Source organism: Bradyrhizobium genomosp. III, from assembly GCF_000261705.1.
GTDB lineage: Bacteria > Pseudomonadota > Alphaproteobacteria > Rhizobiales > Xanthobacteraceae > Bradyrhizobium > Bradyrhizobium ottawaense.
This window is the reverse complement of sequence record NZ_AJQF01000394.1, coordinates 21,195-43,414: the sequence shown is the minus strand read 5'-3', so window position 1 is coordinate 43,414 and position 22,220 is coordinate 21,195. Positions and strand designations below refer to the sequence as shown.

The 22,220-nt window shown below is 60.4% G+C and carries 31 protein-coding genes and 1 tRNA gene; 25 read left to right on the top strand and 7 right to left on the bottom strand.

Annotated elements, in window-relative coordinates; translation table 11 throughout:
* Positions 1-51: 51 nt before the first annotated feature.
* Positions 52-128: transfer RNA gene (locus tag IC66_RS0132090), tRNA-Arg, on the top strand.
* A 16-nt stretch (positions 129-144) separates the two neighbouring features.
* Here IC66_RS0132090 and IC66_RS0132085 read toward each other — a convergent pair.
* From IC66_RS0132085 to IC66_RS42765, 7 genes are all read right to left on the bottom strand, one after another.
* Positions 145-1,440, bottom strand: a complete 1,296-nt coding sequence (locus IC66_RS0132085) for a hypothetical protein (protein ID WP_038950409.1) — start codon at positions 1,438-1,440, stop codon at positions 145-147.
* 236 nt (positions 1,441-1,676) lie between these two features.
* A complete protein-coding gene (locus tag IC66_RS0132075; protein ID WP_038950408.1) occupies positions 1,677-2,003 on the bottom strand; it encodes a hypothetical protein in 327 nt (108 codons plus the stop codon).
* Positions 2,000-2,254, bottom strand: a complete 255-nt coding sequence (locus tag IC66_RS0132070) for a hypothetical protein (protein WP_038950407.1) — start codon at positions 2,252-2,254, stop codon at positions 2,000-2,002. Before IC66_RS0132070 ends, IC66_RS0132075 begins: the two co-directional genes overlap by 4 nt.
* Before the next feature lie 90 nt (positions 2,255-2,344).
* Positions 2,345-2,800 carry a hypothetical protein gene (locus IC66_RS0132065; protein WP_157158130.1) on the bottom strand — a complete coding sequence of 152 codons (456 nt, stop codon included), beginning with the start codon at positions 2,798-2,800 and terminating at the stop codon, positions 2,345-2,347.
* Complete coding sequence (locus tag IC66_RS0132060) at positions 2,797-3,108, bottom strand: hypothetical protein (RefSeq protein WP_038950405.1); 312 nt, start codon at positions 3,106-3,108, stop codon at positions 2,797-2,799. The genes IC66_RS0132065 and IC66_RS0132060 overlap by 4 nt, the downstream gene beginning before the upstream one ends.
* A complete protein-coding gene (locus tag IC66_RS0132055; RefSeq protein ID WP_157158129.1) occupies positions 3,105-3,506 on the bottom strand; it encodes a hypothetical protein in 402 nt (133 codons plus the stop codon). The genes IC66_RS0132060 and IC66_RS0132055 overlap by 4 nt, the downstream gene beginning before the upstream one ends.
* A gap of 276 nt (positions 3,507-3,782) precedes the next feature.
* Positions 3,783-4,418: a helix-turn-helix domain-containing protein gene (locus tag IC66_RS42765; protein WP_193375323.1), complete on the bottom strand. Its 636-nt coding sequence runs from the start codon at positions 4,416-4,418 to the stop codon at positions 3,783-3,785.
* Between the two features lie 687 nt (positions 4,419-5,105).
* Here IC66_RS42765 and IC66_RS0132045 point away from each other — a divergent pair.
* The 24 genes from IC66_RS0132045 (at position 5,106) to IC66_RS0131930 (ending at position 22,205) form a co-directional block, all read left to right on the top strand.
* Complete coding sequence (locus IC66_RS0132045) at positions 5,106-5,498, top strand: hypothetical protein (protein ID WP_038950403.1); 393 nt, start codon at positions 5,106-5,108, stop codon at positions 5,496-5,498.
* Positions 5,499-5,551: 53 nt separating this feature from the next.
* Positions 5,552-5,944: a hypothetical protein gene (locus tag IC66_RS0132040; protein WP_038950402.1), complete on the top strand. Its 393-nt coding sequence runs from the start codon at positions 5,552-5,554 to the stop codon at positions 5,942-5,944.
* Between the two features lie 29 nt (positions 5,945-5,973).
* Entirely contained in the window at positions 5,974-6,834 is an 861-nt protein-coding gene (locus IC66_RS0132035) for a DUF7146 domain-containing protein (RefSeq protein WP_049806692.1), read from the top strand.
* The gene (locus IC66_RS0132030; protein ID WP_038950400.1) at positions 6,831-8,216 is read left to right on the top strand and encodes a phage/plasmid primase, P4 family; all 1,386 of its coding nucleotides are present in this window, start codon (positions 6,831-6,833) and stop codon (positions 8,214-8,216) included. The genes IC66_RS0132035 and IC66_RS0132030 overlap by 4 nt, the downstream gene beginning before the upstream one ends.
* A gap of 132 nt (positions 8,217-8,348) precedes the next feature.
* Entirely contained in the window at positions 8,349-8,591 is a 243-nt protein-coding gene (locus IC66_RS47240) for a hypothetical protein (RefSeq protein WP_162131349.1), read from the top strand.
* Positions 8,521-8,895, top strand: a complete 375-nt coding sequence (locus IC66_RS0132025) for a hypothetical protein (RefSeq protein ID WP_038950399.1) — start codon at positions 8,521-8,523, stop codon at positions 8,893-8,895. The genes IC66_RS47240 and IC66_RS0132025 overlap by 71 nt, the downstream gene beginning before the upstream one ends.
* Positions 8,895-9,224 (top strand): hypothetical protein, encoded by a 330-nt coding sequence (locus IC66_RS0132020; RefSeq protein ID WP_049806691.1) that lies wholly within the window; start codon positions 8,895-8,897, stop codon positions 9,222-9,224. Before IC66_RS0132025 ends, IC66_RS0132020 begins: the two co-directional genes overlap by 1 nt.
* On the top strand, positions 9,221-10,198 hold the full coding sequence (locus IC66_RS0132015) for a DUF6551 family protein (protein WP_049806690.1): 978 nt from the start codon (positions 9,221-9,223) through the stop codon (positions 10,196-10,198). The genes IC66_RS0132020 and IC66_RS0132015 overlap by 4 nt, the downstream gene beginning before the upstream one ends.
* Complete coding sequence (locus tag IC66_RS42760; RefSeq protein WP_157158127.1) at positions 10,195-10,791, top strand: DUF6362 family protein; 597 nt, start codon at positions 10,195-10,197, stop codon at positions 10,789-10,791. The genes IC66_RS0132015 and IC66_RS42760 overlap by 4 nt, the downstream gene beginning before the upstream one ends.
* Complete coding sequence (locus tag IC66_RS0132005) at positions 10,781-11,173, top strand: hypothetical protein (RefSeq protein ID WP_038950394.1); 393 nt, start codon at positions 10,781-10,783, stop codon at positions 11,171-11,173. The genes IC66_RS42760 and IC66_RS0132005 overlap by 11 nt, the downstream gene beginning before the upstream one ends.
* A 563-nt stretch (positions 11,174-11,736) precedes the next feature.
* The gene (locus IC66_RS46560) at positions 11,737-12,024 is read left to right on the top strand and encodes a hypothetical protein (protein WP_157158126.1); all 288 of its coding nucleotides are present in this window, start codon (positions 11,737-11,739) and stop codon (positions 12,022-12,024) included.
* 174 nt (positions 12,025-12,198) lie between these two features.
* Positions 12,199-13,227 carry a hypothetical protein gene (locus tag IC66_RS0131995; protein WP_157158125.1) on the top strand — a complete coding sequence of 343 codons (1,029 nt, stop codon included), beginning with the start codon at positions 12,199-12,201 and terminating at the stop codon, positions 13,225-13,227.
* A 55-nt stretch (positions 13,228-13,282) separates the two neighbouring features.
* Entirely contained in the window at positions 13,283-13,564 is a 282-nt protein-coding gene (locus IC66_RS0131990; protein ID WP_157158124.1) for a hypothetical protein, read from the top strand.
* Positions 13,564-13,755, top strand: coding sequence for a hypothetical protein (locus IC66_RS0131985; protein ID WP_038950391.1), 192 nt, complete (start codon positions 13,564-13,566; stop codon positions 13,753-13,755). Before IC66_RS0131990 ends, IC66_RS0131985 begins: the two co-directional genes overlap by 1 nt.
* 332 nt (positions 13,756-14,087) lie before the next feature.
* Positions 14,088-14,393, top strand: coding sequence for a DUF5681 domain-containing protein (locus IC66_RS0131975; RefSeq protein WP_038950388.1), 306 nt, complete (start codon positions 14,088-14,090; stop codon positions 14,391-14,393).
* On the top strand, positions 14,386-15,798 hold the full coding sequence (locus IC66_RS0131970) for a hypothetical protein (protein WP_038950387.1): 1,413 nt from the start codon (positions 14,386-14,388) through the stop codon (positions 15,796-15,798). Before IC66_RS0131975 ends, IC66_RS0131970 begins: the two co-directional genes overlap by 8 nt.
* A 124-nt stretch (positions 15,799-15,922) precedes the next feature.
* Entirely contained in the window at positions 15,923-17,491 is a 1,569-nt protein-coding gene (locus IC66_RS0131965) for a hypothetical protein (RefSeq protein ID WP_049806688.1), read from the top strand.
* 337 nt (positions 17,492-17,828) lie between these two features.
* Positions 17,829-18,377, top strand: coding sequence for a hypothetical protein (locus tag IC66_RS0131960; RefSeq protein WP_157158122.1), 549 nt, complete (start codon positions 17,829-17,831; stop codon positions 18,375-18,377).
* A complete protein-coding gene (locus IC66_RS0131955) occupies positions 18,374-18,640 on the top strand; it encodes a hypothetical protein (protein ID WP_038950384.1) in 267 nt (88 codons plus the stop codon). Before IC66_RS0131960 ends, IC66_RS0131955 begins: the two co-directional genes overlap by 4 nt.
* A complete protein-coding gene (locus IC66_RS0131950) occupies positions 18,641-18,964 on the top strand; it encodes a hypothetical protein (protein WP_157158121.1) in 324 nt (107 codons plus the stop codon).
* Positions 18,961-19,284 carry a hypothetical protein gene (locus IC66_RS46555; protein WP_157158120.1) on the top strand — a complete coding sequence of 108 codons (324 nt, stop codon included), beginning with the start codon at positions 18,961-18,963 and terminating at the stop codon, positions 19,282-19,284. The genes IC66_RS0131950 and IC66_RS46555 overlap by 4 nt, the downstream gene beginning before the upstream one ends.
* Positions 19,285-19,326: 42 nt before the next feature.
* Positions 19,327-20,427 carry a hypothetical protein gene (locus tag IC66_RS0131940; RefSeq protein WP_038950380.1) on the top strand — a complete coding sequence of 367 codons (1,101 nt, stop codon included), beginning with the start codon at positions 19,327-19,329 and terminating at the stop codon, positions 20,425-20,427.
* 19 nt (positions 20,428-20,446) lie between these two features.
* Entirely contained in the window at positions 20,447-21,421 is a 975-nt protein-coding gene (locus IC66_RS0131935; protein WP_038950379.1) for a phage major capsid protein, read from the top strand.
* A gap of 13 nt (positions 21,422-21,434) precedes the next feature.
* Complete coding sequence (locus tag IC66_RS0131930; protein WP_038950377.1) at positions 21,435-22,205, top strand: hypothetical protein; 771 nt, start codon at positions 21,435-21,437, stop codon at positions 22,203-22,205.
* Positions 22,206-22,220: the final 15 nt, after the last annotated feature.

Sequence of the window (22,220 nt, the reverse complement as noted above, 5' to 3'; positions counted from 1 at the left end):
GCCCGCCGGTCCGGCAAGTCTCGGTTTGTGGTCCGGTACCTCCGGGCCAGGGCGCTCGTAGCTCAGCTGGATAGAGCATCGGATTTCGATTCCGAGGGTCGGGAGTTCGAATCTCTCCGAGCGCGCCATTCATCATTCTGAAACTTAAGCACTTCTTACGACCTCGCTATTTTCATTCTGAACGGGGTCCACCCCGTCATTCTGAACGCTTGTCGCTATTTCGTTCGCCAGCCGATGCGCATAGCGCTTCCTGGTAGCCGACAGCATCCGCTTTGCGGTGCGCTTAGCATATCCCTCGTAGCTTTGCTGAGTGCGATGCGTAGACAGCGCGCGGCCTTGCCCGTCTGTCAATTCCGCCTCTTCCAGCTCCGTCAATCCGCCGTGCCGGCAGGCGTCCAGGGTGAAGTAAGGCGGAACTCCCCCGATCTTCTTACGCAGCCGCGTCACGACATGGTTAAGCGAGCTGTAACGCCATGGCTTGGCCGTACCGTCCTTCTGCTTGTGCAGGATCATGGGCAGCCCGAGCCTCGGGAGCTTCGCAAGGATCTCCTCCGCGTCCGCGTAAAAGCGCGTCGCGACGCCTTGACCGTCGATCTCCTCCAGTGGGTGAGGGGCGATGGTACCTGTCTTGTGGTGGGCTACCCGGATGATCGACGGCGCCGACGGCGCGCGGTAGTCAGCCCATGTGATGTATCCGGCAACCACGTTCTCGGGGCGCTGTAGCCATTCAAAGCAGATGACGGCAGTAGCAGCGGCCTCGGGATAGCCGGCCTCCAAGGCGCCTTGCGCGAAGGCGTAGACCTCCTCCCGCGTAACGGCGGCTTTCTTATCCTTAGCCCGCTTCTTAAGCGTCACGCCGTCCCATGGATTCGGCACGTCGGCCGGAAACTCCTCGGGATAGAGGCGATGGACAACCCGCCACGCCTTCCGGCAGAGCCCGATCAGCTTTTCGCCCGTGCGCAGCCGTTGCTTGCCAGCCGCTAGCTTCTTTCCCTTCGCGGTGATGAATTTATCATAGAGCTTGTCCGCAGCTCGCGGGCTGATCGTCTTGACGAGGCGTCCGCCGACACGATCGCCCGATTTGGTGACGACGTTGCAAATCTCGTCCATCGCCCATTCGTAATCTGAGCGCGACCGCTCCGCGACCTTCTCCAGGTAAGCTTTGCTGATCTTGTATTCGCGAAACAGCCAATCGACCGTTCCATATTTCGGCGCCGATATGCCGCTTACCGGCAGGCCCTTTCGCGCTTGGTCCCATTCGTCAAATTGCTCATTGAGCACCTTGGCGCGGCCCTGCATCAGGGCGTAGTCGGTGCCCAGCGGCTCGTTCGATATCGGGCATTTGAGCGCGCGATATTTCGTCGGCACATTGTAGTAATACGCAGTCGCCCCGCTGGCGAGGCGCTTGGGAATAACGTGCCGCGGCAGCTCCACGTTCACAGATCCTCTGCGAGATCGCCTTGCGCGACGCTCGGGGCTATTGCCCTGTCCAGATCGTCCCTCAACCATAGCCGTCTACGCCCTTCCGCCACTCGCGGCTGAGGATACTCTTTGCCAACCCGCTTTAGGAAGTCCTCCGCGGTCCGCTCGCCGCAGTAGCCGGCCGCGAGCTCGGCAGCCATTCGCCTCGGCCAAGCCCCCGCCGGGATTGCTGACGGCTTGCTCATGCCGGCGCCCTATTGCGCGGTTGACGGGGCGGCGCCGTCGCCGTGCAGCGCCGACAACGCCATGGCCTGTTCAAGATTCTCGCAGGGTATCGCCGTTACCTTGTAAGGGGTCGGATCCCCGGTGAAGGATCGCCGCACAAGATCGGTCCCCTTGACGATCCGGAGACCGACTCCGTTCTGGCTCCTGCGGTCCTGCCAGATGCAGACTGCAACATCATGGCTCCGCATCAGTTGCAGAACCGGCGCCAAACTGCCGTCCATCAGGGCTCTGTTGGCGTTCGCAAGCGCGACGAGCTGTTCCAACTTGCCGACCTCGACGGAAATGTTTTCCTTCATTGCTCGCCCCTGTAGTGCGCGTAATATGCCTTTTTCAGATCTTCGATCATGTTGCACGCGTGGAAGACCGCGAAGACCAGTTCGTCCGGATATTGTCCGTTGTCGGACTCGGACATCATCGTCGCGGCGATCTTCGCCATATTGGCGCAGTCGCAAACCTTGTCCTCGATCGCTTGGAATGCCGAGGCAAAGGCTTGGGTGTGCGAGCGCACTATTGCGGCGCCGGTCTCGGTGTTCGGCAGTTGAAGCATTTCAGATCCTCTCACGCCCCGCAGGCGATGGCCGACCAAACAAAGATGGTGAACAGAAAGCAGGAGAGGGCGGCGAACGCCGCCAGCTCCTCAAACAGAGCGCGCAACACGGCGGGCCTCCGCGGCCTGTTCGGCCTGTGCAGCGAGATAGCCCGCGACCTCGCCAGCAAAGATCCTCATGAATAGAGCCTCGGCCGGCTCGAGTTCTTCGCCGCTGCGGAAACCGTAGAGCGCTTGCGCGACGGCGGCCTTGGCCGCGAGCTCGCCCGCACTCAGCGGCGCCGCGCCCGTGACCATGTGGGGGCTCAGGCCGACAAGCTTCGGTAGGATGCGGGTTGCTCTCGGAAGATGATTGCCCCGATTGGCGTGGATTTGCTCGTCGGTCGGGTCGACCTCGAAGCCCACGTCCATTGCAGCAAGTAGCTGGCAATACTTGACGCACAAGGCGATCGTCTTTGCTTCCCGATCGTTTGGGACCGGCTTCGGCATTGCCGGCGGCGGGTTCATGCGGCGCGCGGCAAGTTGAATAACGGGAGGGTTGCTCATGCTGCGACCCTCAGCCAGTCCAGCGTCCAGCCGTAGAGCGTCCCCCAAAGGGGTTCGACCGTCTCGGTGAACCGCGTCAGAAGATCTGACTCCATGTTGCCGATCTCGCCTGCCTCGGCCTTCGTCAGGTGGGAATGGTCGTAGCTGAGCACGCCGCCGACGACGCCGAGCTCGACGGCAAGAATGCCAATCTGCCGCTGTTGCGCGGGGGTGAGGCGATCCCAAGCCTCGACCGGGTTGAAGGACTTGACCTCCTGGAACGTCGGCAGGCGATCGTCAGGGGCCGCGTGGGCGCTGGCGTTCATCATCGCGCGGGCGCTCCCGTCTTGTCGAAAATGGTCGCGTGCGGATCGTGGAATATTGTCGACCGCGAGAGGCCCTTGTAAATTTCGCCGCTCTCAACCACGGAAACGAAATCGGCGGCGGTCTTCTTGTTGTCGTGCTTGATCGCGCTGGCAGCGACAGCAACGCCGCCGAGCAGGCCCTGGAGTATGCCGCCGATCTCCATAAGGAAGCCGAGCGCGATGTCATCAACTCCTCGCCAGTCGGGGGTCTTGCTCTCCGCTCGACGGCCAGCCAGCGCCATATGGGAAACGATCATTCCCAGGTCGGAAGCTCCGGCGTTGAACATCAGGAGCGGCAGGAAGGCTCGCGCATACTCTGCGCCGGTCTTGAGGTCGGCTGAGTAATGGCCGGTCGGCTGCACGTTCCAGTAAGTCTGTGGCGAGCTCCGGGTTCTCTTGGCGAAGAACGGGAGCGCGTCCCTGATCTGGACGGCTTCGGAAACTGGTTTCTTTGCGTTGCGCGTGCGCTTGCTCGGGCGGGCGCGCTTGCGCTTGGCGGCGGGCGCCGTCGTCAGGACGGCAAAATTTGTCGGAGGCGAAATGCTGGCAGAGGCTCGCATGGAAAGGTCTCCCCGTTGGTGACAGGGAGCAACTTAGCGCATTCGCTAAGTGACTGCAATAAGAATTTAGCGAAGCCGCTAAGTCTTCTCGATCGTTTTTAGCAGCGCCTCGGGTAGTTGCGGCCGATACAGAGCCCTATCGATGACGTGGAGGGACTTCAAGGTCGCGTCCGTGATGGGCGGGCGGCCAAGGCGGTTCAACGAGACCTTTCGGGGCCCGGAACCTCGGCTCAGATAGCCGATAAAGTTGTGCTCGGGATCCTCCTGGGATTGCAGGAGACATAGGCGGCCATAGCAGTGGTCCAGCTCGTTCTCGTCCTCGTCGTCGATCGTCACCATGCGGACCAGGTCGCCCGGCGAGAAGGCCGGATAAAGGGTGTCATCCCGGATGAGCAGCCAAGACGCGGTTACGACGTTGGCAAAGCCAAGCTTGGCGTCGACAGAGACGGCGGATTCCGCAAACTTCACAAGTCCGTGATTTTCCAGCCAACCCTCGACGAATACCGGCGTAGCCGGCTCGACGACGACGAGCGAGTGGGAATCGACCTTAAGCGCGGTCGCGATCCGGTCGAGCCATTCGTGGGTGAGGTGGGCCTTGCCTCGCTCAAGGTTGGAAATTGTCACGCTATGGGCGCCGATGAGGTCGGCAAGCTCCTGCTGCGACAAGTTCCGGCTCTTGCGAACCTGAGCGATGCGGTTGCTGGGGAATGACATTTTAGTGAGCTTACTAAATTTTCTGCTGTTTGGAACAGCGAACTGGGCGACCGCCCCTTGAATTTTCTTAGCGTGGTCGCTAAGTTCAAGGCTATGAAACTCCGGACCACTCCGCGCAATTGGCGACTTGAGGGAAAGCTTACTCTGGCGGCAGCCGCGGGGCTGGCCGGCGTCGGAGGCAAGAACCCTGCTCGCACATGGCAGCGGTGGGAGACCGGCGAGCTCGAGCCTCCCGTTCAAGCAATGACTGCGATCGAACGGGAGAGCAAGGGGGCTGTGTCGCTCGCGTCATGGCAGGCCGTTCGGTCGGCCTACCTGCGTCGGCAGTCTAGTGAACCGAATATCCCTTCACCCGGTAGTAGAGCGGACCATGATGCTTCGTCATCACTGCGTCCCACTCCCGAAAAAGTTGAATCGCGCGCGTGCGTTGCTCATTCGGTCGGAGGGCGCGGATAGTGAGTTTCGGGGCCTGCATCACCGGTCTCTCTTTTCTTATCGCAAGGCCGGCCAACGGAACGGGGACTCCGCTGGCCGGCCTGCCTGCCGCCGCGCTGGGGTGGCGCCGGCCGCATTCCTGTTCATCGAATATCTGCCGCAGCTTCCCGCTCCGTCGCCAAACATTGCGGGGAGGCTGCCTCGACGCGTCATCAGTGACGCCTCTTGCTCCAGCACAGAGGAGCACAAGCGATGTCGGAAAAATTCGAAAAGCAGTCGGAAGTCATGACCAGTGAAGTAGCGTTGCGAGAAGCGTCTAACCTGTTGCGGGAGCTGGCCGGGAAAGGTCAGCCGGGCGAAAGCGTCAAAACTGTTCTGCACCGTCTCAGCCGGAAGCTGAGCGGTTGGAATCCGTCAAGGATCAAGGACGTTTGGTACGCCGACAATCGGGTTTGTATTCGGGGGGTGGAGTTGCAGCAGTTGCGGGCCCTTGCACGGCCTGTCGTCGAAACCGTGAGGGACAATGATCTGGACGAACTCCGAAACCGAATTGCCAGACTCGAGCGCATCCTGGAGACAACGGACCCGGCGTTTCATCGCGAAACGATTGCTGCGTATCGGGATCTCGGGCGCGAAATGGGCTGAAGCTCTGGCGCTCTGGATCGATCCGACCCTGGCGCCGTCCTCGGAAACGAAAAATGGAAAATGATCCCCGTCTAGCAGAGCTGGCGGGGACGAATGATCGTATGTCTCAAATTGACAGGCGGTTCTTCGAGCGTTTTCCGCATCGGCGGCACCGTATCCGCATCGGACATCCCGCAGAAGTCGAGGCGGGAAGGATAGCCTACTCTGCCGAACGACAACAAATTCCGCAAGGGTTTTGTCATTACGTAGTCGTGAAGTCTTTCGCGCCCGATATTCGCTTGCGCGCGTCGACGCTCGGCCCTCTCGGAATCGATACAGACGCCGATGAAGTAACGGCGCGATCGATCTTCCAGCGGCTTCTTGAGGAAAACCCCAAGCTGGCAAAGATCGATGCCGGCTTCCGGGAAATGATGCAGCAGCAGAACACCAAGGGGGCGGGCAAGTGACTGCACTCAATCCAAGGGCTATTGCCAAGATGATGGGCGGCGACGTGATCGGCCGCAACAGCGTCAACGTTCCCGGTCCCGGCCATAGCAAGACTGATCGTTCTTTGACAATCACGATCAGCCCGCGGGCACCTGGCGGCTTCGTCGTTTACAGTCACGCCAGCGACGACCCGATGGAATGCCGCGACTACGTCCGGCACGCGCTCGGGCTCGGATCGTGGAAGCAGGAAGGCAAGTATACTGCGCCTTTTGTGGTGGCTGTCGGCGGCAGCGACGACGACCAGGAGCGGCGCAAGGCGTTTGCCCTGAAGATCTGGAGCCAGTCCGTCAATCCCATCGGGACGATCGTTGAACGATACCTGAGAGATGAGCGGGGCCTTAGCCTGCCGATCGAGATTGCCGGCAGCGTTGTTCGTTTTCATGGGCGGCTGCGATACGGCGACCAATCGCTTAACGGCATGGTCTGCCTGATGCGCAACATCATCACGGACGAGCCGGTCGGCATTCATCGTACCTTCCTCGACGGCGAGGGGAAGAAGGTTGACAGGAGAATGCTCGGCATCGCCAAGGGCGCCGCAATCAAGGTCGACGGCAACGACGCTGTCACGGGCCCGCTGACGATCGGTGAAGGCTTCGAGACTGTGCTGGCGGCGCGTCACGCGGGCATGGGCCCGGTTTGGGCCCTGGGATCGGCCGGCGCGATGCAGGCTTTCCCGCTGATTGAACGCGTGACCGAATTGACGTTGCTCCAGGAGCGCGACCCGACCAGCCGGCGCGCGGTCCGGCATTGCACCAAGCGATATTTGGGCGGGCGGAAGCCGGTCAACGTCGTCACGCCGCATCGCGGCCTGAATGACTTCAACGACGTTTGGCTGGAGGCCCAGCGGTGAGCAAGGTCAATCAGCATTTCGAGTTTAAGCAGTTCGTCCCTCCAGAGGGGACCGGGCTGCGCAATGAGGGGGTGACGGAAGATTCCGCCGCCGTCGAATTTGTCTCGCTTCACGGCGAGAACGTCCGCTATTGCCACGATAGCGGCGCGTGGTTCATCTGGGGCGGCAACACCTGGGAGCGGGACCGGACCGGACTTGTATATCAGTGGGCTAGGGAGCTCGCGCGCCAACTCTCTGAGGACATGGCGCTTACTGAAAAATACAAGATCGCCAAGACGACCTTTGCCAACGGTGTCGAGCGGTTCGCCAAGGTGGATCCTGCCGTCGCGGTCAATATCGACTGTTGGGACCATGACCCCATGCTCCTCGGGACTCCGGGCGGGACTGTCGATCTCAAGACGGGGGTTTTGCGTGCGAGCAACCGTAAGGACGGAATTACGAGGTCGACGGCGGTAACGCCTAGCGATCGGGATTGTCCTCAGTGGCTGCAATTCCTCGACGACGCCACGGGCGGCGACCAGGAGCTGATCCGGTTTCTTCAGCAGTGGTGTGGCTACGGCCTGACCGGGCTGACGCGCGAACATGCCCTTGTGTTCGTCTATGGCCCAGGCGGCAACGGCAAGTCCGTATTTATCAATACCGTTATGGCGATCCTGAAGCATTACGCCGCGGTCGCGCCCATGGATACGTTCACGGCCTCGAAGGGCGACAAGCATCCTACGGATATGGCGATGTTGCGCGGCGCTCGTCTTGTCACGGCGTCGGAAACTGAGGAGGGGCGCTCGTGGGCGGAAAGCCGCATCAAGCAGATGACGGGCGGCGATCCCGTATCGGCCCGGTTCATGCGGCAAGACTTCTTCACCTACGTCCCGCAATTCAAACTGACGATTGTCGGCAATCATAAGCCGATCCTGCGCAACATCGACGAGGCGGCTCGGCGCCGGTTTCTGATTGTCCCTTTCGAGAAGAAGCCGACCAAGCCCGATCGTCAGCTAGAGCAAAAGCTGATGTGTGAGGCTTCGGCCATCCTGCAATGGATGGTGCGTGGCTGTCTCGATTGGCAAGAGCACGGCTTGGTTAAGCCGGCGAGCGTCCTTGCGGCAACGCAAGAGTATTTCAGTGACCAAGACCTGTTCGCCCATTGGCTCCAGGAAGATTGCGAGTGCGATCCGGGCAATAACGATCTGTCGGACACTAGCAGCAGCCTGTTCAAATCGTGGAAGGACTTCGCGGTCAGCGCCGGCAACACGCCCGGCACTCAACAATCCTTCAAGGATCAGATGGTTCGGCACGGCTTCAGATTTTATCGAAGCATGAAAGCTCGGGAGTTTTTCGGCGTTCGTTTGAAACCTGCACCCATGGGATTCCAGGGGCGAGATTGAGACTATGACAGGCATGACGACCATGACGGGGTTTTCTATAAAAGGGTGTATCGCGCGCGCACATGAGACGCCTATGGGTGAAAGTGCGTCATGCTCGTCATGCTTGTCATGGCGCCTCACGGGGGCCAGCCAATGAGACAGGCCCGCCCGACCCCAGCCGAAAGCAAAAAAGGATTCTACTGGCGCGGCTACGGAATGGCCGTGCTCCAGATCGACGAGGAGGGTTTGCCCTGGGAACTGCGTGAGTTGCTTATCCAGTTGATGACGAAACGGCACGGCAAATATCGCAACATCAAGGGACCGCATGACCACGAATCCGACGACGGAAAACAGCAACGAAATCAAGCCGGAAGCAGCGCAGAAACAGTCGCCTGAAAAGCGCGGCGGCTTCCCTGTGCTGGTCAACCCTGCCCAAGGGCATTCCGACGATAATTTCCAATGGACAGTCAACAACGAGGACGTGCTTTTGCCTGAGCAGCGAACGACGGCAATTTACCTGAACCGGTGGGGACAGGCGGTGATCCGGCAGGAGCGGGGCTGGGACGAGGAGTCCGATCCGTTCATGACGATTGACCATGCCCACTTGCCGGTGGTGATCCAGCGCCTGCAAGAAATCGCCGCGGCGCCGTTGAACCGGGAGGAGCCTGAACCTGGCGAGGCAACAGGAGGGCTGCGCTAATGGAGGGCGGCGACTATCCGGACAATCCCGGCTTCAAGGCGTCAGGCACGTCCCAGGAGGCTGCCCAGGCGATTGCCGGCCATGCCAAGAAACTACGAGCTCGTGTCCTCGGTGAGATCGCGTCGACGCCTGCTGGCTTGTCTGCTGACGAGGTGGCCGGCCGGCTAAAGGCGTCCATCCTGAGCGTTCGGCCGCGGGTGTCGGAGCTGCATCGGGCCGGCGAGATCCGTAGAAGCGAGGAGCGGGTAAAGAACGCCTCGGGCATGGCTGCGGCCGTGTGGGTGGTGGCGCCGCCGTTGCAGCCTGCTGACGGCGAGGTGACGCCATGACCCATCGCCAGATCGAGGCCATCCCCATTAACGGCTTTGAGCCGGGTGGAGCGGCGGACGGCAAGCCGATATTCGAGTGGATGAATCCGGCTGACCTCCTGGTGGACAGTGACTATCAGCGGGACCTGAGCGAGCGCAGCCTAAAGCTGATCCGGCGCATCGTGTCCAATTGGGATTGGAAGCGGTTCAAGCCTCCCGTTGCGGTCTGGACCGATGTCGGCTTTGAGGTGATTGACGGGCAATGCACGGCAATTGCGGCGGCGACCCATCCCGACATTGTCGAGATACCCGTGATGATGGTCGAGGCCGCGGAGAAGCAGGAGCGCGCGGCTGCATTCATCGGCCACAACCGGGACCGGATCGCGGTGACGCCTGCCCAGCTTCACGTTGCGGCCGTGACTGCGGGCATTGAGGAAGCAAAGGCGGTCGATCGAGTGGCGAGGGCTGCCGGCGTGACGCTGCTGCGCCATCAGGCGGCGGCGGGGCATTACAAGCCCGGTCAGACTATGGCTATCGGCGCGGTTGACTGGATGGTGAAGCAGCGCGGCGAAGAGGGCGCGGCCAAGGTGCTGCACGTCCTGGCCTGCTCCGGCTTGGCGCCGATTACGTCGGTGCAGATGAAGGCGGCGGACTTGCTGCTGAACGATCCCGAATATGCAGGCCAGATGACCAATGAGACGCTGTTGAACGTGATCCGTGCCATGGGGCCGAAGGGACAAGCGGAGGCGGCGATTTTCCGCGCTGCTCATCCGACCGTTCCGCTGTGGAAGGCGCTCGGCATCACCTGGTTTCAGAACCGGCGCAAGGTGCGCAAGCTCGAGGCCGTGCAGACCGTCGACGCTCAAAGGAAACCTTCCGAAGCGGAAGAACACCCGGCCTCGGCCGTGCCTGCTGCTGAACCGGCATTCGTGCCTGATCGGATCCTGATCAAGGCAGCGGACAAGGCGGCAATGGTTGCGGGTGGTGGCGAATGAGCGACCCTCAAGCGAAGCTAATGCACGCCTTGCTTAAGGCGGCGGTGAAGCGCTCGATTATCGTCATGGATGCGATGGGCGATGGCGAAATGCGGTTTCAGAACGTGAGCCAAGTCTGGAATCGTGCCGTCGACGACGCGGCGCTGGCCTATGGCTGGTCGGATACGCGCGTCCGGTTCGTCCCGACAGCGCGGGAGATTGCCCAGGCTGACCAGGTGGCGGAATGGCTGGCGTGGCTCGGCGCCAATCACGGGCGCGACCACGTCAAGCGTCTAACGTCGTGGGCGCATGACGATCCTATCTGGCGGATTGCAGAACGGGAGCGCTGCTCGGAGCGGACTATCCACAATCGGATTGACCGGTCTATCGCGCTGATCCTGGAGCAGTTTGGCGGCCTGGCGGTCGATCTGCCGTCGACGGATGAAAGCAAAGTGCCGGCACATCCCTCAAGCTTTTGTCCGCCGATCGCGCCGCAGTTGGATGAAGGGCGACCGATCGAGCAACACGCCAAGGTGTGGTTGCACGGCAAGGGCTACATGAAAGCCGGCAAGCGGCTGAACAACGGACAGGATAGATTTTTGCATGGCAATTGATCTCGATGCATACACTCCGAAGATGAAGGCGGCCCTGAAGAAGGGCGGTTATGCGTGTGTGTTCATTGCCTCCGTCGACGGCGGCCAGCCCTGCCGGGTTGGATACGCTACCGACCTCGGCGGTGCTGTGCAGCGGCTGCGGCGGACGTCGCCTGTGGCGCTCAGTGTCGAGGATGTGATGTGGGTGCCGGATCGCGGCATTGCGACCATGATTGCCCAGGCGGTCGCTGCGGCCGTGTATCCGCACAAGACAACTGGAGGCTGGGTCGATCTGCCGGCCGATAAAGTCGCGGGGGAAGTCCACCTGACGACGTTCCGGCTTTACCCGAATGCGTCGACGTTGCCGCATAATCAGCTAATCGCGAAGTGGTCCAGGAGCTGAGTTGAAGATGGCACAGGCCCATTTTGTCGACTGCCAAGACTGCGGGCGGCCGTTCGATATCGGTGGCGGCTATATCCTGATGCACGTTTGCCCGGATTGTTTAGCCAAGCCTGCGCGTCCGCCGGCATACGTCGAAAGAAACGGTTTGCTGGTGCCAAATCCAGACGCTGTCGATGGGTGATTTGCCGCGACGCAAGGCCAAACTGCCGTGGTTCCCCGGATAATCTTTTTTGGAGGATACGTCCGGGGAAATTGGGGAAGGCCTTACGTAGATTCGGCACCCGGTGGTATTGTCTGATTTGTCGCTTGGTTCGGCGCCTGTGTCTTGGTCTCATAACTTCGGGGGTGTCCCTCGATCCCTTGAATCCGGGGCCCTTCCGCGCCACCTTGCGCGACCTTGGCGGCTTTGATGAAATCAAATCAGAGTCGTCTCGGCTTAACGGTGCCCAACGTCCGCGGCTTGCGAAACAGCAAGGGGAGGCGCGGACAATTTGAAGGGCGCATTGCGTCTTAAGAGCAGTCGCTAGAGCTGCCTTGGGACTTCACCAAGGAGCAGACTGGGAATGAAACACGTTGCCTCCCCGTTGATTGCGATGCCCGTTTCCTCGATCGAGGCATTGAACAAGGCGTTAGCTGATTTGCCGGCCGTCGTGCCGTTGCAGCGCGCCAAAAGCATTTCCCGACTTCTGGAATCCGCGAACGAGGCGGTATGCTTGGCGCTGCCGTCGACCGAGTGTGGCCCGGCACATTCGGTCGACGAGGTCCGGGCGGCTCGAATTGGTCGCGCTCATCGTGGGCTGGTGTGCGCTTGCCGGCATCGATGGCCGCGAGCCACGACGGCGGCGGCCTGACCAAGCCGGCAAATCAGGGTGCGACAATCTATCCACAATATACCCCTGGGGGGTAGTTGACATGCAGCCGCGTTGCCGCTATTGAGGGTCAATCCATGTTGAATGACGAATTGCGCCTTGGGCCTTCCGCCTGAGGCGTTTTTCGTTTCCGGCCCCAAAATCGGAGCGGCAGCCATGCTCTATCCTGATCCGAGGATGGGGTATGCGAGCCGCAAGCCCCAATCGACAGCGAAGCCGGCGCCGGCCGTCCGCAAGTTCGGGCGTGGCATTGCGTATAGCGATGCGGCTTATTCGGACTACATCGCGAAGGTTCGGGCTGACGACACGGCCAAGAGTCTGGCGGAAGCTGAAAAGCTTTGTTGGCCTGGCCTGCCCAGCTTTCATTCGGTGCTGAGGCGCCGCGGCGAGGATCTGCGGGCTGCTCTCAAAGAGCGCGGGATTACTGGCGGCGTGAGGCTTAGCCGGCGGGTCTACACGGACGAGACGTATGCTCGGGCGGTTGATCTGATCTCGAAGATGAGCTTTGCGCAATATGCGAAGGTTCGGGAGTGCGAGGATCTTCCGAGCCAGCAAGCGATCCACAAGCGAGCTGAACGGGACGCCGCATTTGCAACCAAGCTCTACGCTTCCCGGCCAAAGGTCGAGAGGCCAACCTATCGCTACAGTGAGGAGGCTTACGAGGCGGCAATCGCCAAGATAGGCGAATCCGGATGGGACGCTTATGTCGAGCAGTGCGAGCCCGGCAAGTCTCCGAGCCTTAACGCGATCTACAAGCGAGCTCGCAAGCAGCCGGAGTTCAAGGCGCGGCTGCGCGGCAAGACGCGGGACCGCTTCCGGTTGAAGCGGGAGCTGCGGGCGCTAACCCGAGCTCGTGGGAAGGCTGATCCAGTCGAGCGTCCGGACGGTCAGCTAGGGTTTCTGCTGCTCCAGCATGACGCCTATCGGGTCGCGGACGGGTTTGTCCCTCGCCACTTCGATCGGGCGGACCGTGACGACATCAAGTCGGATATTGTTGCGGCTGTGCTTTCTGGTGAGTTTTCGGTTGATGAAATCGGGGAGAACGCCGGGTGGTTCATATCCGAGCATTCCCGCAACGGCATTTTCACGTCGGGAAAGATTGGTTCGCTTGACGAACCATTCTTTGAGGACGGCAGCGGCGCGCTTATCGATCGCCTGTCGATAGATACGGCCTCTCACTATTGAGGGATGAATGCTTAGGACGGGCGACATAGTCCGCCGCTATGCGGACGGGCCCCTGATGAAGATCGGGGAGATAACGGGCGATGAGGCTTTCTGCGTGTGGTTCGACGCGCGCGGCGTCATTCATTCCCGCGACTTTTTCCTGAGTGGGTTGAGCCCGCTCAACCTGGCGGCGGCAACTCGGAGCTGTTGGCCGGAGACGACGGACATTCCGGAGGAGCTGGCGGCGCAACTCGACGCTGACGCGGCAAGAAAGCGCCGGGAGAAGTCCAGGAAGCCGAAACAGAGCAACAAGATCCGCAGGCGATCGGGCTGCTCGAGCAATCAAAGGGCGAGTTGATGGACCAGTTTACGATCACGGAAACTTATAGCCCTGGTGACGTTTTCTATGCGTGCCCGTTGAACAACGAATACCTGAAGGCAAAGAAACAGGCGGGCGCTGACGTGCAATACGTGGGCTCGACCTCGGACGGCATCAACGACGACGGCAGCTTTACCCATCATAGCACATGGATGGTGAAACAGGGGTGATGGTCCTCGGCAACTGACTAGGAATTGCAATGCCTTCGAGTGATGACGATGCTTGGCATTTGGACAAAAAGGTCCCGATATCTCTGATTGCGGCCATCATCGCGCAAACGATGGGTTTTGCATGGTGGGGCGCGACACAAGCCGAAAAGGTGACTGTCCTCAAGGAGAGGATGGACGCGATTGCGCCAAACTCGGACCGACTAACAAGGGTTGAGGTCAAGGTGGACGGGATCCAGCAATCCGTCGCCAGAATCGAGGGACTTGTCAGGTCCCAAAAGTGAGAGCCGGCTGACCGGCGAAAACTGTCCAATCAAACAGATAGTTTCAGAACAATGACTTTCCAGCCGGGCAACAATGCCAATCCGGGCGGTCGCCCGAAAGACAAGCGTTTCGCGGAAGCTCTGAGGCTCGCGATCATGCGCGAGGTCGACGAGACCGACGAGGCCGGCAAACCGACCGGTGGCAAGACCACGAAATTACGCCAGATCGCGGATAAGCTGGTCGCGGAAGCTCTTAAGGGTGAGAGCTGGGCAATCCAGCAGATTGGCGATCGGATCGACGGCAAGCCGGCGCAAGCCCTTGTTGGCGAGGAGGACGGTCCGCTTACGGTGATCGTGCGCAAATTCTCGGATGGCTGAAATCATCCTCCCGAATAATTGGGAGCCGCGTGACTATCAGCAACCGGTTTGGAACGCGCTCGAAGCCGGTATCAGGCGGGCAATCTGCATTTGGCATCGCCGCGCTGGTAAGGATGACGTCTGCCTGCATTGGGCGGCGATCAGTGCGATGGAGCGGCCGGCGACTTACTGGCACATGTTGCCGGAGTATGCGCAAGGCCGGAAGGCGATTTGGGCGGCAGTCAATCCGCACACCGGGCGGCGCCGGATCGACGAGGCGTTCCCGAAAGAGTTGCGGGCGACCACGAATGAGCAGGAGATGTTCATTCGGTTCAAGAACGGCGCGACCTGGCAGGTTGTCGGCTCGGACCGGTATGACTCCGCGGTCGGATCGCCGCCGGCTGGTGTGACGTTCTCGGAATGGGCGCTGGCTAACCCGGCGGCCTATGCGTACCTGGCGCCGATCCTGCTCGAGAACAACGGGTGGGCGCTGTTCATTACGACCTCTCGCGGTCGAAACCACGCCAAGTCCATGCTGGATATGGCGAGGGCTGAGCCTGACACATGGTTTTCTCAGGTTCTCTCGGTCGACGACACAAAGGCAATTTCGCGGGAAGCTGTCGAGCAACAGCGCAAGGAATATCACGGCATCTATGGCGAGGAGGACGGCGACGCCCTCATTGAGCAAGAATATTGTTGCTCGTTTGATGCTGCGGTGCTCGGTTCGTATTACGGCAAAGAGCTGTCAAAGGCGGAATTGGACGGTCGTATCTGCCGGGTTGATTATGATCCTGAGCGTCCGGTTCATGTTAGCTGGGACCTGGGTGTCTCCGACAATATGTCGCTCTGGTTCTTCCAGGTCGTCCCTGACGGCATAAACGTAATCGACCACTATTCGGCCAACGGTTACGCGATCGGCCATTACGTCGATATCAAGAAACAGAAGGCTTACACCTACGGGGACGATTGGGTCCCGCATGACGCTAAGGTGCGGGATCTCTCGGACCTGGGCGACGAGCGCAAGCTGGCTCGCCAGCGCCTGACGGTCATGATCGACCTGGGGCTTAAGCCAAAGCTTGTCCCGATGCACCGCGTCCATGACGGCATCAACGCTGTCCGGGTGACGCTGCCGAAATGCCGGTTTGACAAGGAAAAGACGGCAAAGGGCCTGCTGTCGCTGCGTGAATATCGGAAAGAATACGACGAGAAAAAGCGGGTTTTCAAAACCACGCCTTTGCACAATTGGGCATCTCACGACGCCGACTCGTTCCGCATTCTATCCATGGCCTGGAGGGGCGAGATCGTTCCGCCGGCTGAGAAGACCCAGGCAGAGATTGAAGCCGCGAAACAGTCGGTCAAAGCGATCGGCAATTACACCATCGACGAGCTGTGGAAGCAGACCAAGCCACGGCGGGAGCGGGTATGAACGATTACATTTTTTGCGATAGCGCGTTTTACGATCTGTTCCGTCAGTCCCTTGGCCGGACGATCTGGGAACGTGAGTTCGCGCGGGCCCGTCGTCGGCTCGCTCGTTTGAAAGCCTCCCGCTGATGAGCGACGACAAGGACGACGGCGACCGAAAGCCGGACGACAAGGTCCGCAAGTGGTTGAAGGTGATTGACGCCTACGACAAGGAATTTCAACCGTGGCATAAGCGCTGCGAAAAGATCATCAAGATTTACACGGAAAAGCGGAAGGTTGAGGGCTCCGAGGTTCGCCGCTTCTCCATGCTGTGGTCGAATATCTCGGTGCTTCAGCCCGCGGTCTATGCGCGCTTGCCTGAGCCGAACGTTGCGCGCCGCTTCAAGGACGATGACCCGATTGCGCGGGTTGCCAGCGAAATTATGGAGCGCTGCGTTCGAAACTCGTTTGACACAAACGATTTTGACGCGGTGATGAAAGCGGTCCGCGATGATTACCTGCTGGTCGGCCGCGGCACGTCCTGGGTTCGTTATGAGAGCTATCTGAAGCCGCTTGTCGACGGCGAGGGGAAGCCTCTGAACAAGCAGGGCCAGCCGCTCGACGAGGAGGTGGAGGACGAGGCCGGCGAGGAAATCGACAGCGAGTGTGTCGAACGCGACTATGTGAATTGGCGCGACTTCGGGCACGCTATCGCGCGGACGTGGCGGGAAGTCCCGACCGTCTGGCGCAAGGTCTATATGGACCGTGAAAGCGGTATCAAGCGTTTCGGTGAGAAGTTCAAGACGGTCAGCCTCGACCACAAGGCCAGCGACGACAGTGAGGGCAAGGGAACGGAGACCGGCGAAGAGGCAAAGGCGACGGTTTACGAAATTTGGGACAAGCCGTCCAAAAAGGTCATTTTTCTGGCGCGGGGCTCCAGGGAGCTCCTGGAGGAAAACGACCCGTATTTGAATTTCCGTGACTTCTTCCCGTGTCCTAAACCGGTCTATGGCACGCTGCAAACCTCGAGCCTGATCCCGGTCCCGGATTATGTGTTCTATCAGGACCAGGTCGAGGAAATCGACGACTTGACGGCGCGCATTGGAGCGCTGACCGACCAGCTTAAGATTGTCGGCCTTTATGCGGCGACGGCGACGGATGGCAGCGAGGCAATTCAGGAAATCGCGCTGGCCGGCGTCGAAAACAAGATGATCCCCGTCCCTAACTGGAATCAGTTCAAGGAAGGCGGCGGCATCGGCGGCATGGTGGAGTGGTGGCCGGTCGACCAGGTGATTAAGGTTCTGGAAGGCTGTTTCAAGGCCCGCAAGGCGCTGATTGACGATGTCTATCAGCTTACCGGCATCTCCGACATTATGCGGGGCGAGGGCGACAAGGAAGAGACGGCGACGGCCCAGGGCATCAAGCAGCATTGGGGTTCGGTCCGCATTCGTGAGCGGCAATCCGCCCTTGCTGACTTCGCCCGCGACAATGCCCGGCTGACAGCTGAGATTATCGCGGAAAAGTTCCAGCCTGAGACGTTGCTGGCAATGAGCAATCTCAAGCTGCCGACGCAAAAGCAACTGGATCAGATCGCGCTTCAAGAGCAGATCGCCGCATTGAAGGCTCGCGCCGCTCAAATTCATCCGCCTGCTCCGATGCCGCCTGGCGCGATGCCGCCCGGCTCGATGTCCCCTCAACCCCAAGGGATCCCCGCATGAGTCATTGCGTCGACTGCAAGTGGCACGCGCCGGCTGGCGTGACTGAGGAAGGCATTGCTTTCGGTCATTGTCACCGCTATCCGCCGATCTCTCTGGAGGAGAACAAAAGCACGCTTCCTCCGGTGGCCTCTAGGGTGGCGTGGTGCGGTGAGTACGTGAAGGCGAAGAAGCCCGCAGCTAGGGCCCGCGCCAAGTGATGATGGCTCCCGGTGCTCCGATGCCTGGCCCGCAGCCTGGCGCCGCACCAATGCCCGCGCCGTCCCCTATGCCTGCGCCTCCCGCGCCTCTGCAGCAGACGGGCCCGGCGCCGGTAACGATTGACGCTGTGGTGGCGCTCTTGCGCGATGACCTTATGCGTAGTTTCCGGATCGACGTCGAAGTGGATTCGATGATTTCGGCCGATCAGGCTGCCGACAAGCAACAGCGGACTGAATTTGTTTCCGCGGTCGGTGGCTACTTCGAAAAATTCGGGCCGATGTTGCAGCAAATGCCTCAGATGGCGCCGCTTGTTGGCGGGATGCTGCAATGGGCTGTTCGCGGCTTCAAGGTTGGCGCCGAGCTCGAAGACCTCATTGAAAAGACCATGGCGAATATCTCGGACACGCTATCGCAACCGCGCCCGCCCCAGGCGGATCCGGGCGAACAGGTCAAGCTCGAGGCTGCCAAGACCAAGGCGGCGGCGGAAGCTAATCGCGCTGTCACTGACGCTCATGTGGCCCAGGTTGAAGGCGCTGCGAAGGTTGAGGCGGCCAAAATCAAGGTTGCCGGGCAGGTGCTGGAGCATCACCACGCTATGGCCGATCGTGCGTCCGAAGTGGCGGCGGCTGCTTTGGCTCCTCAGGAGCAACAGCCGGTTTCGCCTCAGATGATTCCGGGCCAGCAATGAGCAACGACGGCGACCGCGAGCAGACCTTGCGAACGTCGACGGGGGTTGCGCTCGACTACAACGGGGATTGGCTCGCGAAGTTTGACGCGAATGCGGTTCCGGGCAGCGATTACAACGGCCGCTTGTTGGCGTTCATTAATTCCCAGCTCGGGACGTCTTACGACGAAATCAACGGCGCTAAATATGCCTACGCGACAGCGCAGAGCATCGATGGCGCCTTGAGTTTTAACGAACTAGGCACCTCTACGATTGTGGGCGGATAAATGGCATTACTAGCAACTGTCTCGGAATATCAGAGCATTTTGCTCATGGTGGGCGGCCAGCCAATCCAGATCGCGCTTGAGCCGCCGCTTGCGGAACAGGTCGTCGACTTCACTGGCGGCGCGGCATCGACCCAAAACCCCTTCAACGATGCGACCAGTATCATTCGCATCAAGGTCAACGCGCCGTGTTCGCTGCAAGTGGCGACGGCGCCAAGCCCGACGACGTCAATGCAGCCGATGGGAACGAGCGACATCGAATTTAAGGGTGTGGCTGTCGGTCAGCGGCTCAAGGTCGGCTTCGTCTCAAACACGAATTACGCATGACCGAACGACTTTGCCGCGCTTGTGGGGAATGGCACGATCTCGGGCAGCCGTGGCCCCGTGCGTGCTTTGACCACTTCAAAGTCAAGACGAGCGCACGTTCCGAATTGCCGCGCCCCATGGTCATTTCTGACAGCCTGGACGGCATCCAGAGCATGGTTTCCGGCGAGCGCTTCGACAGCAAGGCGGAATTGCGCCGGCACTATCGCGCTAACGGCATGATCGAGGTCGGAAACGATACGATCAAGCCTCGTGACAATGACGACATTCCTACGGCCCCGATTGAGGCCGAAGTTGCCCGAGCGTTCGACAAAGTAAGCTAGTCCGGCAGACTTCAACTGTCTGGGCGCAACCCCCAAGAGAGAATGGCGATTGAGAACGAATCCGCTGTAGCGGAAACGGATGACTTTGACTTGGCTGCGGCGCTGTCGGCTGAGTTCGACAAGGCGGAAGCGAATGAAGCGGCGCCGGCCGAGCTCGTCGACGACGGCAAGGCGGCCCGCGACGACAACCGCGACGACAGGGGGCGGTTTGCTCCGAAGGCGGCAAGGGCGGAAGCCGAGCCCGTCAAGGACGCGGTGAAAGACCCGGTCAAGGACGTCGTCAAGGAAGCCGTCAAAGATCCTGCGGCGGCACTTAAGGCCGATGTCCAGAGCAGCGACGCGGCGCCGATCGACGCGAGCCGGCCGCCTCCTGGCTGGTCTCCCGCGGCGAAAGCGGCCTATGCGGATTTGCCGGCAGACCATCCTATCCGTCTGGCAGTCGCCAAGCGGGAGGTGGAAGTCGACAAGGGGCTTGCGAAGCTCCAGGAATACAAGCCGATCGAGCGTTACGCCGAAATGGCGCGACAGTCCGGCACGACCCTTGATAAGGCGCTGGAAAGCTACATCGGAATTGAGAACACGTTGCGCCAAGATTTTCTTGGCGGCATCAGCCAGATTTGCCAGCGGCAGGGGATCAATCCCCTTCAGTTGGCTAACGCAATCGTCACTCGCTACGGCGGATCACCAGCAAACGGTGAAGCGAGTGAGGCCCAGGCCCATCAAAACGGCCAGCGCGTCGACCTCTCGCCAATCATGCAGGAATTGACTGCACTCAAGACCAGGATTGCCCAGCAAGATCAAATGGGCGTTAAAACGGAAATAGAGAAGTTCGCATCAGACCCGAACCATCTGTTTTTCGATAACGTCAAGTCCGAAATGGGACGTTTGCTAGACCTCGGTTTGGCGGACGGACTGCCCGACGCATACGAAAAAGCTTGCTGGTCAAATCCCGAAATTCGCGCGGTGCTCATCAAGCAGCAGTCGACGCAATCGGACGCGAGCGCAAAGGCGGCGGCGGCAACTCAGGCCCGCGCAGCTTCCAAATCCATCACGGGTTCACCCGTTCCCGGCGCTGTCGGCAGGGGGCCCGAACTGTCACTCGAGGATGAAATCCGCGCTCAATTTGAGGCGGCATCCGTCTAACCTTCAAAGGGATTGAAATATGCCAACCTCCCCGAATCTGGGTGAGATCATCACCACGACTCTGCGAAACCGCACCGGCAAGCCGGCAGACGCGGTCTCGAAGAACAACGCGCTGCTCAACCGCCTTCTGGAAAAGGGCAAGGTGGATACCGCCGATGGCGGCCGTACCATCGTGCAGGAAATTGAATACCAGGAGAACGGCACGTTTAAGCGTTATGCCGGCTACGACCTCCTGAACATCGCGCCCTCCGACGTTCTGACCGCTGCCGAGTTCGACTGGAAACAGGCTGTTGCCGCGATTTCCATCTCGGGCCTCGAGCAGATGCAGAACAGCGGCAAGGAAGTGATGATTAAGCTTCTGGCTGCGCGCATCAAGAACGCTCAGAAGACGCTCCGCAACAACATCGCTCTGGATTGCTACTCGGACGGCACGGCGGACGGCGGCAAGCAGATCGGCGGCCTTCAGGCGGCCGTATCGACTTCCCCGACCTCGGGCACTTACGGCGGCATTCCGCGCGCATCCTGGCCCTTCTGGCAGAACCAGAAGTTCTCGGGCGTGAACGACGGCGGCGGCGCGACCTCGTCGACCAATGTTCAGACCTACATGAACAAGCTTTGGTACAAGACCACCCGCGGCGCGGACCATCCCGACCTGATCGTGGCCGATAACAACTATTACGGCTTCTATCACTCGTCGCTCCAGACCATCCAGCGGATCACCTCCGACAAGATGGCTCAGGCCGGCTTTACCTCGCTGAAGTTCATGAATGCCGACGTCGTCCTGGACGGTGGCTATGGCGGCGGTGCTCCGACCAACTCGATGTATTTCCTCAATACCGAATACATCTACCTGCGTCCTCACGCTCAGCGCAATTTCGTTGAAATCGGCGGCGAGCGCGTCAACCCGAACCAAGATGCTTTGGTGAAGCTGATCGGCTGGATGGGCAACCTGACCACGTCGAACATGTTCCTCCAGGGCGTTCTGACCGCTTAAAGGAGCATCACCAATGACTGTCGCAACTTTCCAGACTGCCATCGACGGCGTCAATCCGTTCGTCGTGGAAGGCCCCGCCGTTCTCGGCTCGGGCGTTATCGTCCCTCAGTATCGCCTCGGTCACGTTGCCTATGGCGATGCGGAAACCGAATGGGTCTACTGCAAGTACACGTCGGTTTCGAACCAGGTTCTTTCGCCGGGCCTGCTGTTCACGGTCGATGACGATTACACCGCTACTCTGCTCACCACGTCCAACAGCCCGCGCGGCTCCAAGGTCATGGTGTGCGGCGTCGGCCTCGGCGTCAACGGCCAGTCCGTCACGACCGTGACCGGCTCTGACTATTACCTCTGGCTTGCTCGCGCCGGCCAGATGCCGGTCAAGTACACGACCGTTGCCACGCTCGGCAACCTGGCGGAAACGACCGCGACCGGCGGTGCGGCCAACTTCCCCAACTCGGCCACTGTCAGCTCGAAGCTGATTGTTGGTCTCTATATCACCAAGGCGGTCGGTGGCACGTTCACCGGTACGACCACGAACGGTTCTCCGATCGTGACCGGCGTTACCGGCCTGACCCCCGAAAGCGGCCCGTCGTGGATTGGTTCGACCCTTTCCGCGACCGGTATTGCGGCATCGCAGACCATCTCGTCCATCCAGTACAACGGGACGCAGATCACCGGCATCACCTTGTCGGCCAACGCGACCGCGTCGGGCACTGTCACGATTACCAACTCGTTGCTGGCTCAGGCCCGCATCCTGTGGCCGTACATCGACAAGACCAACTAAGACCGGCCCGGCTTA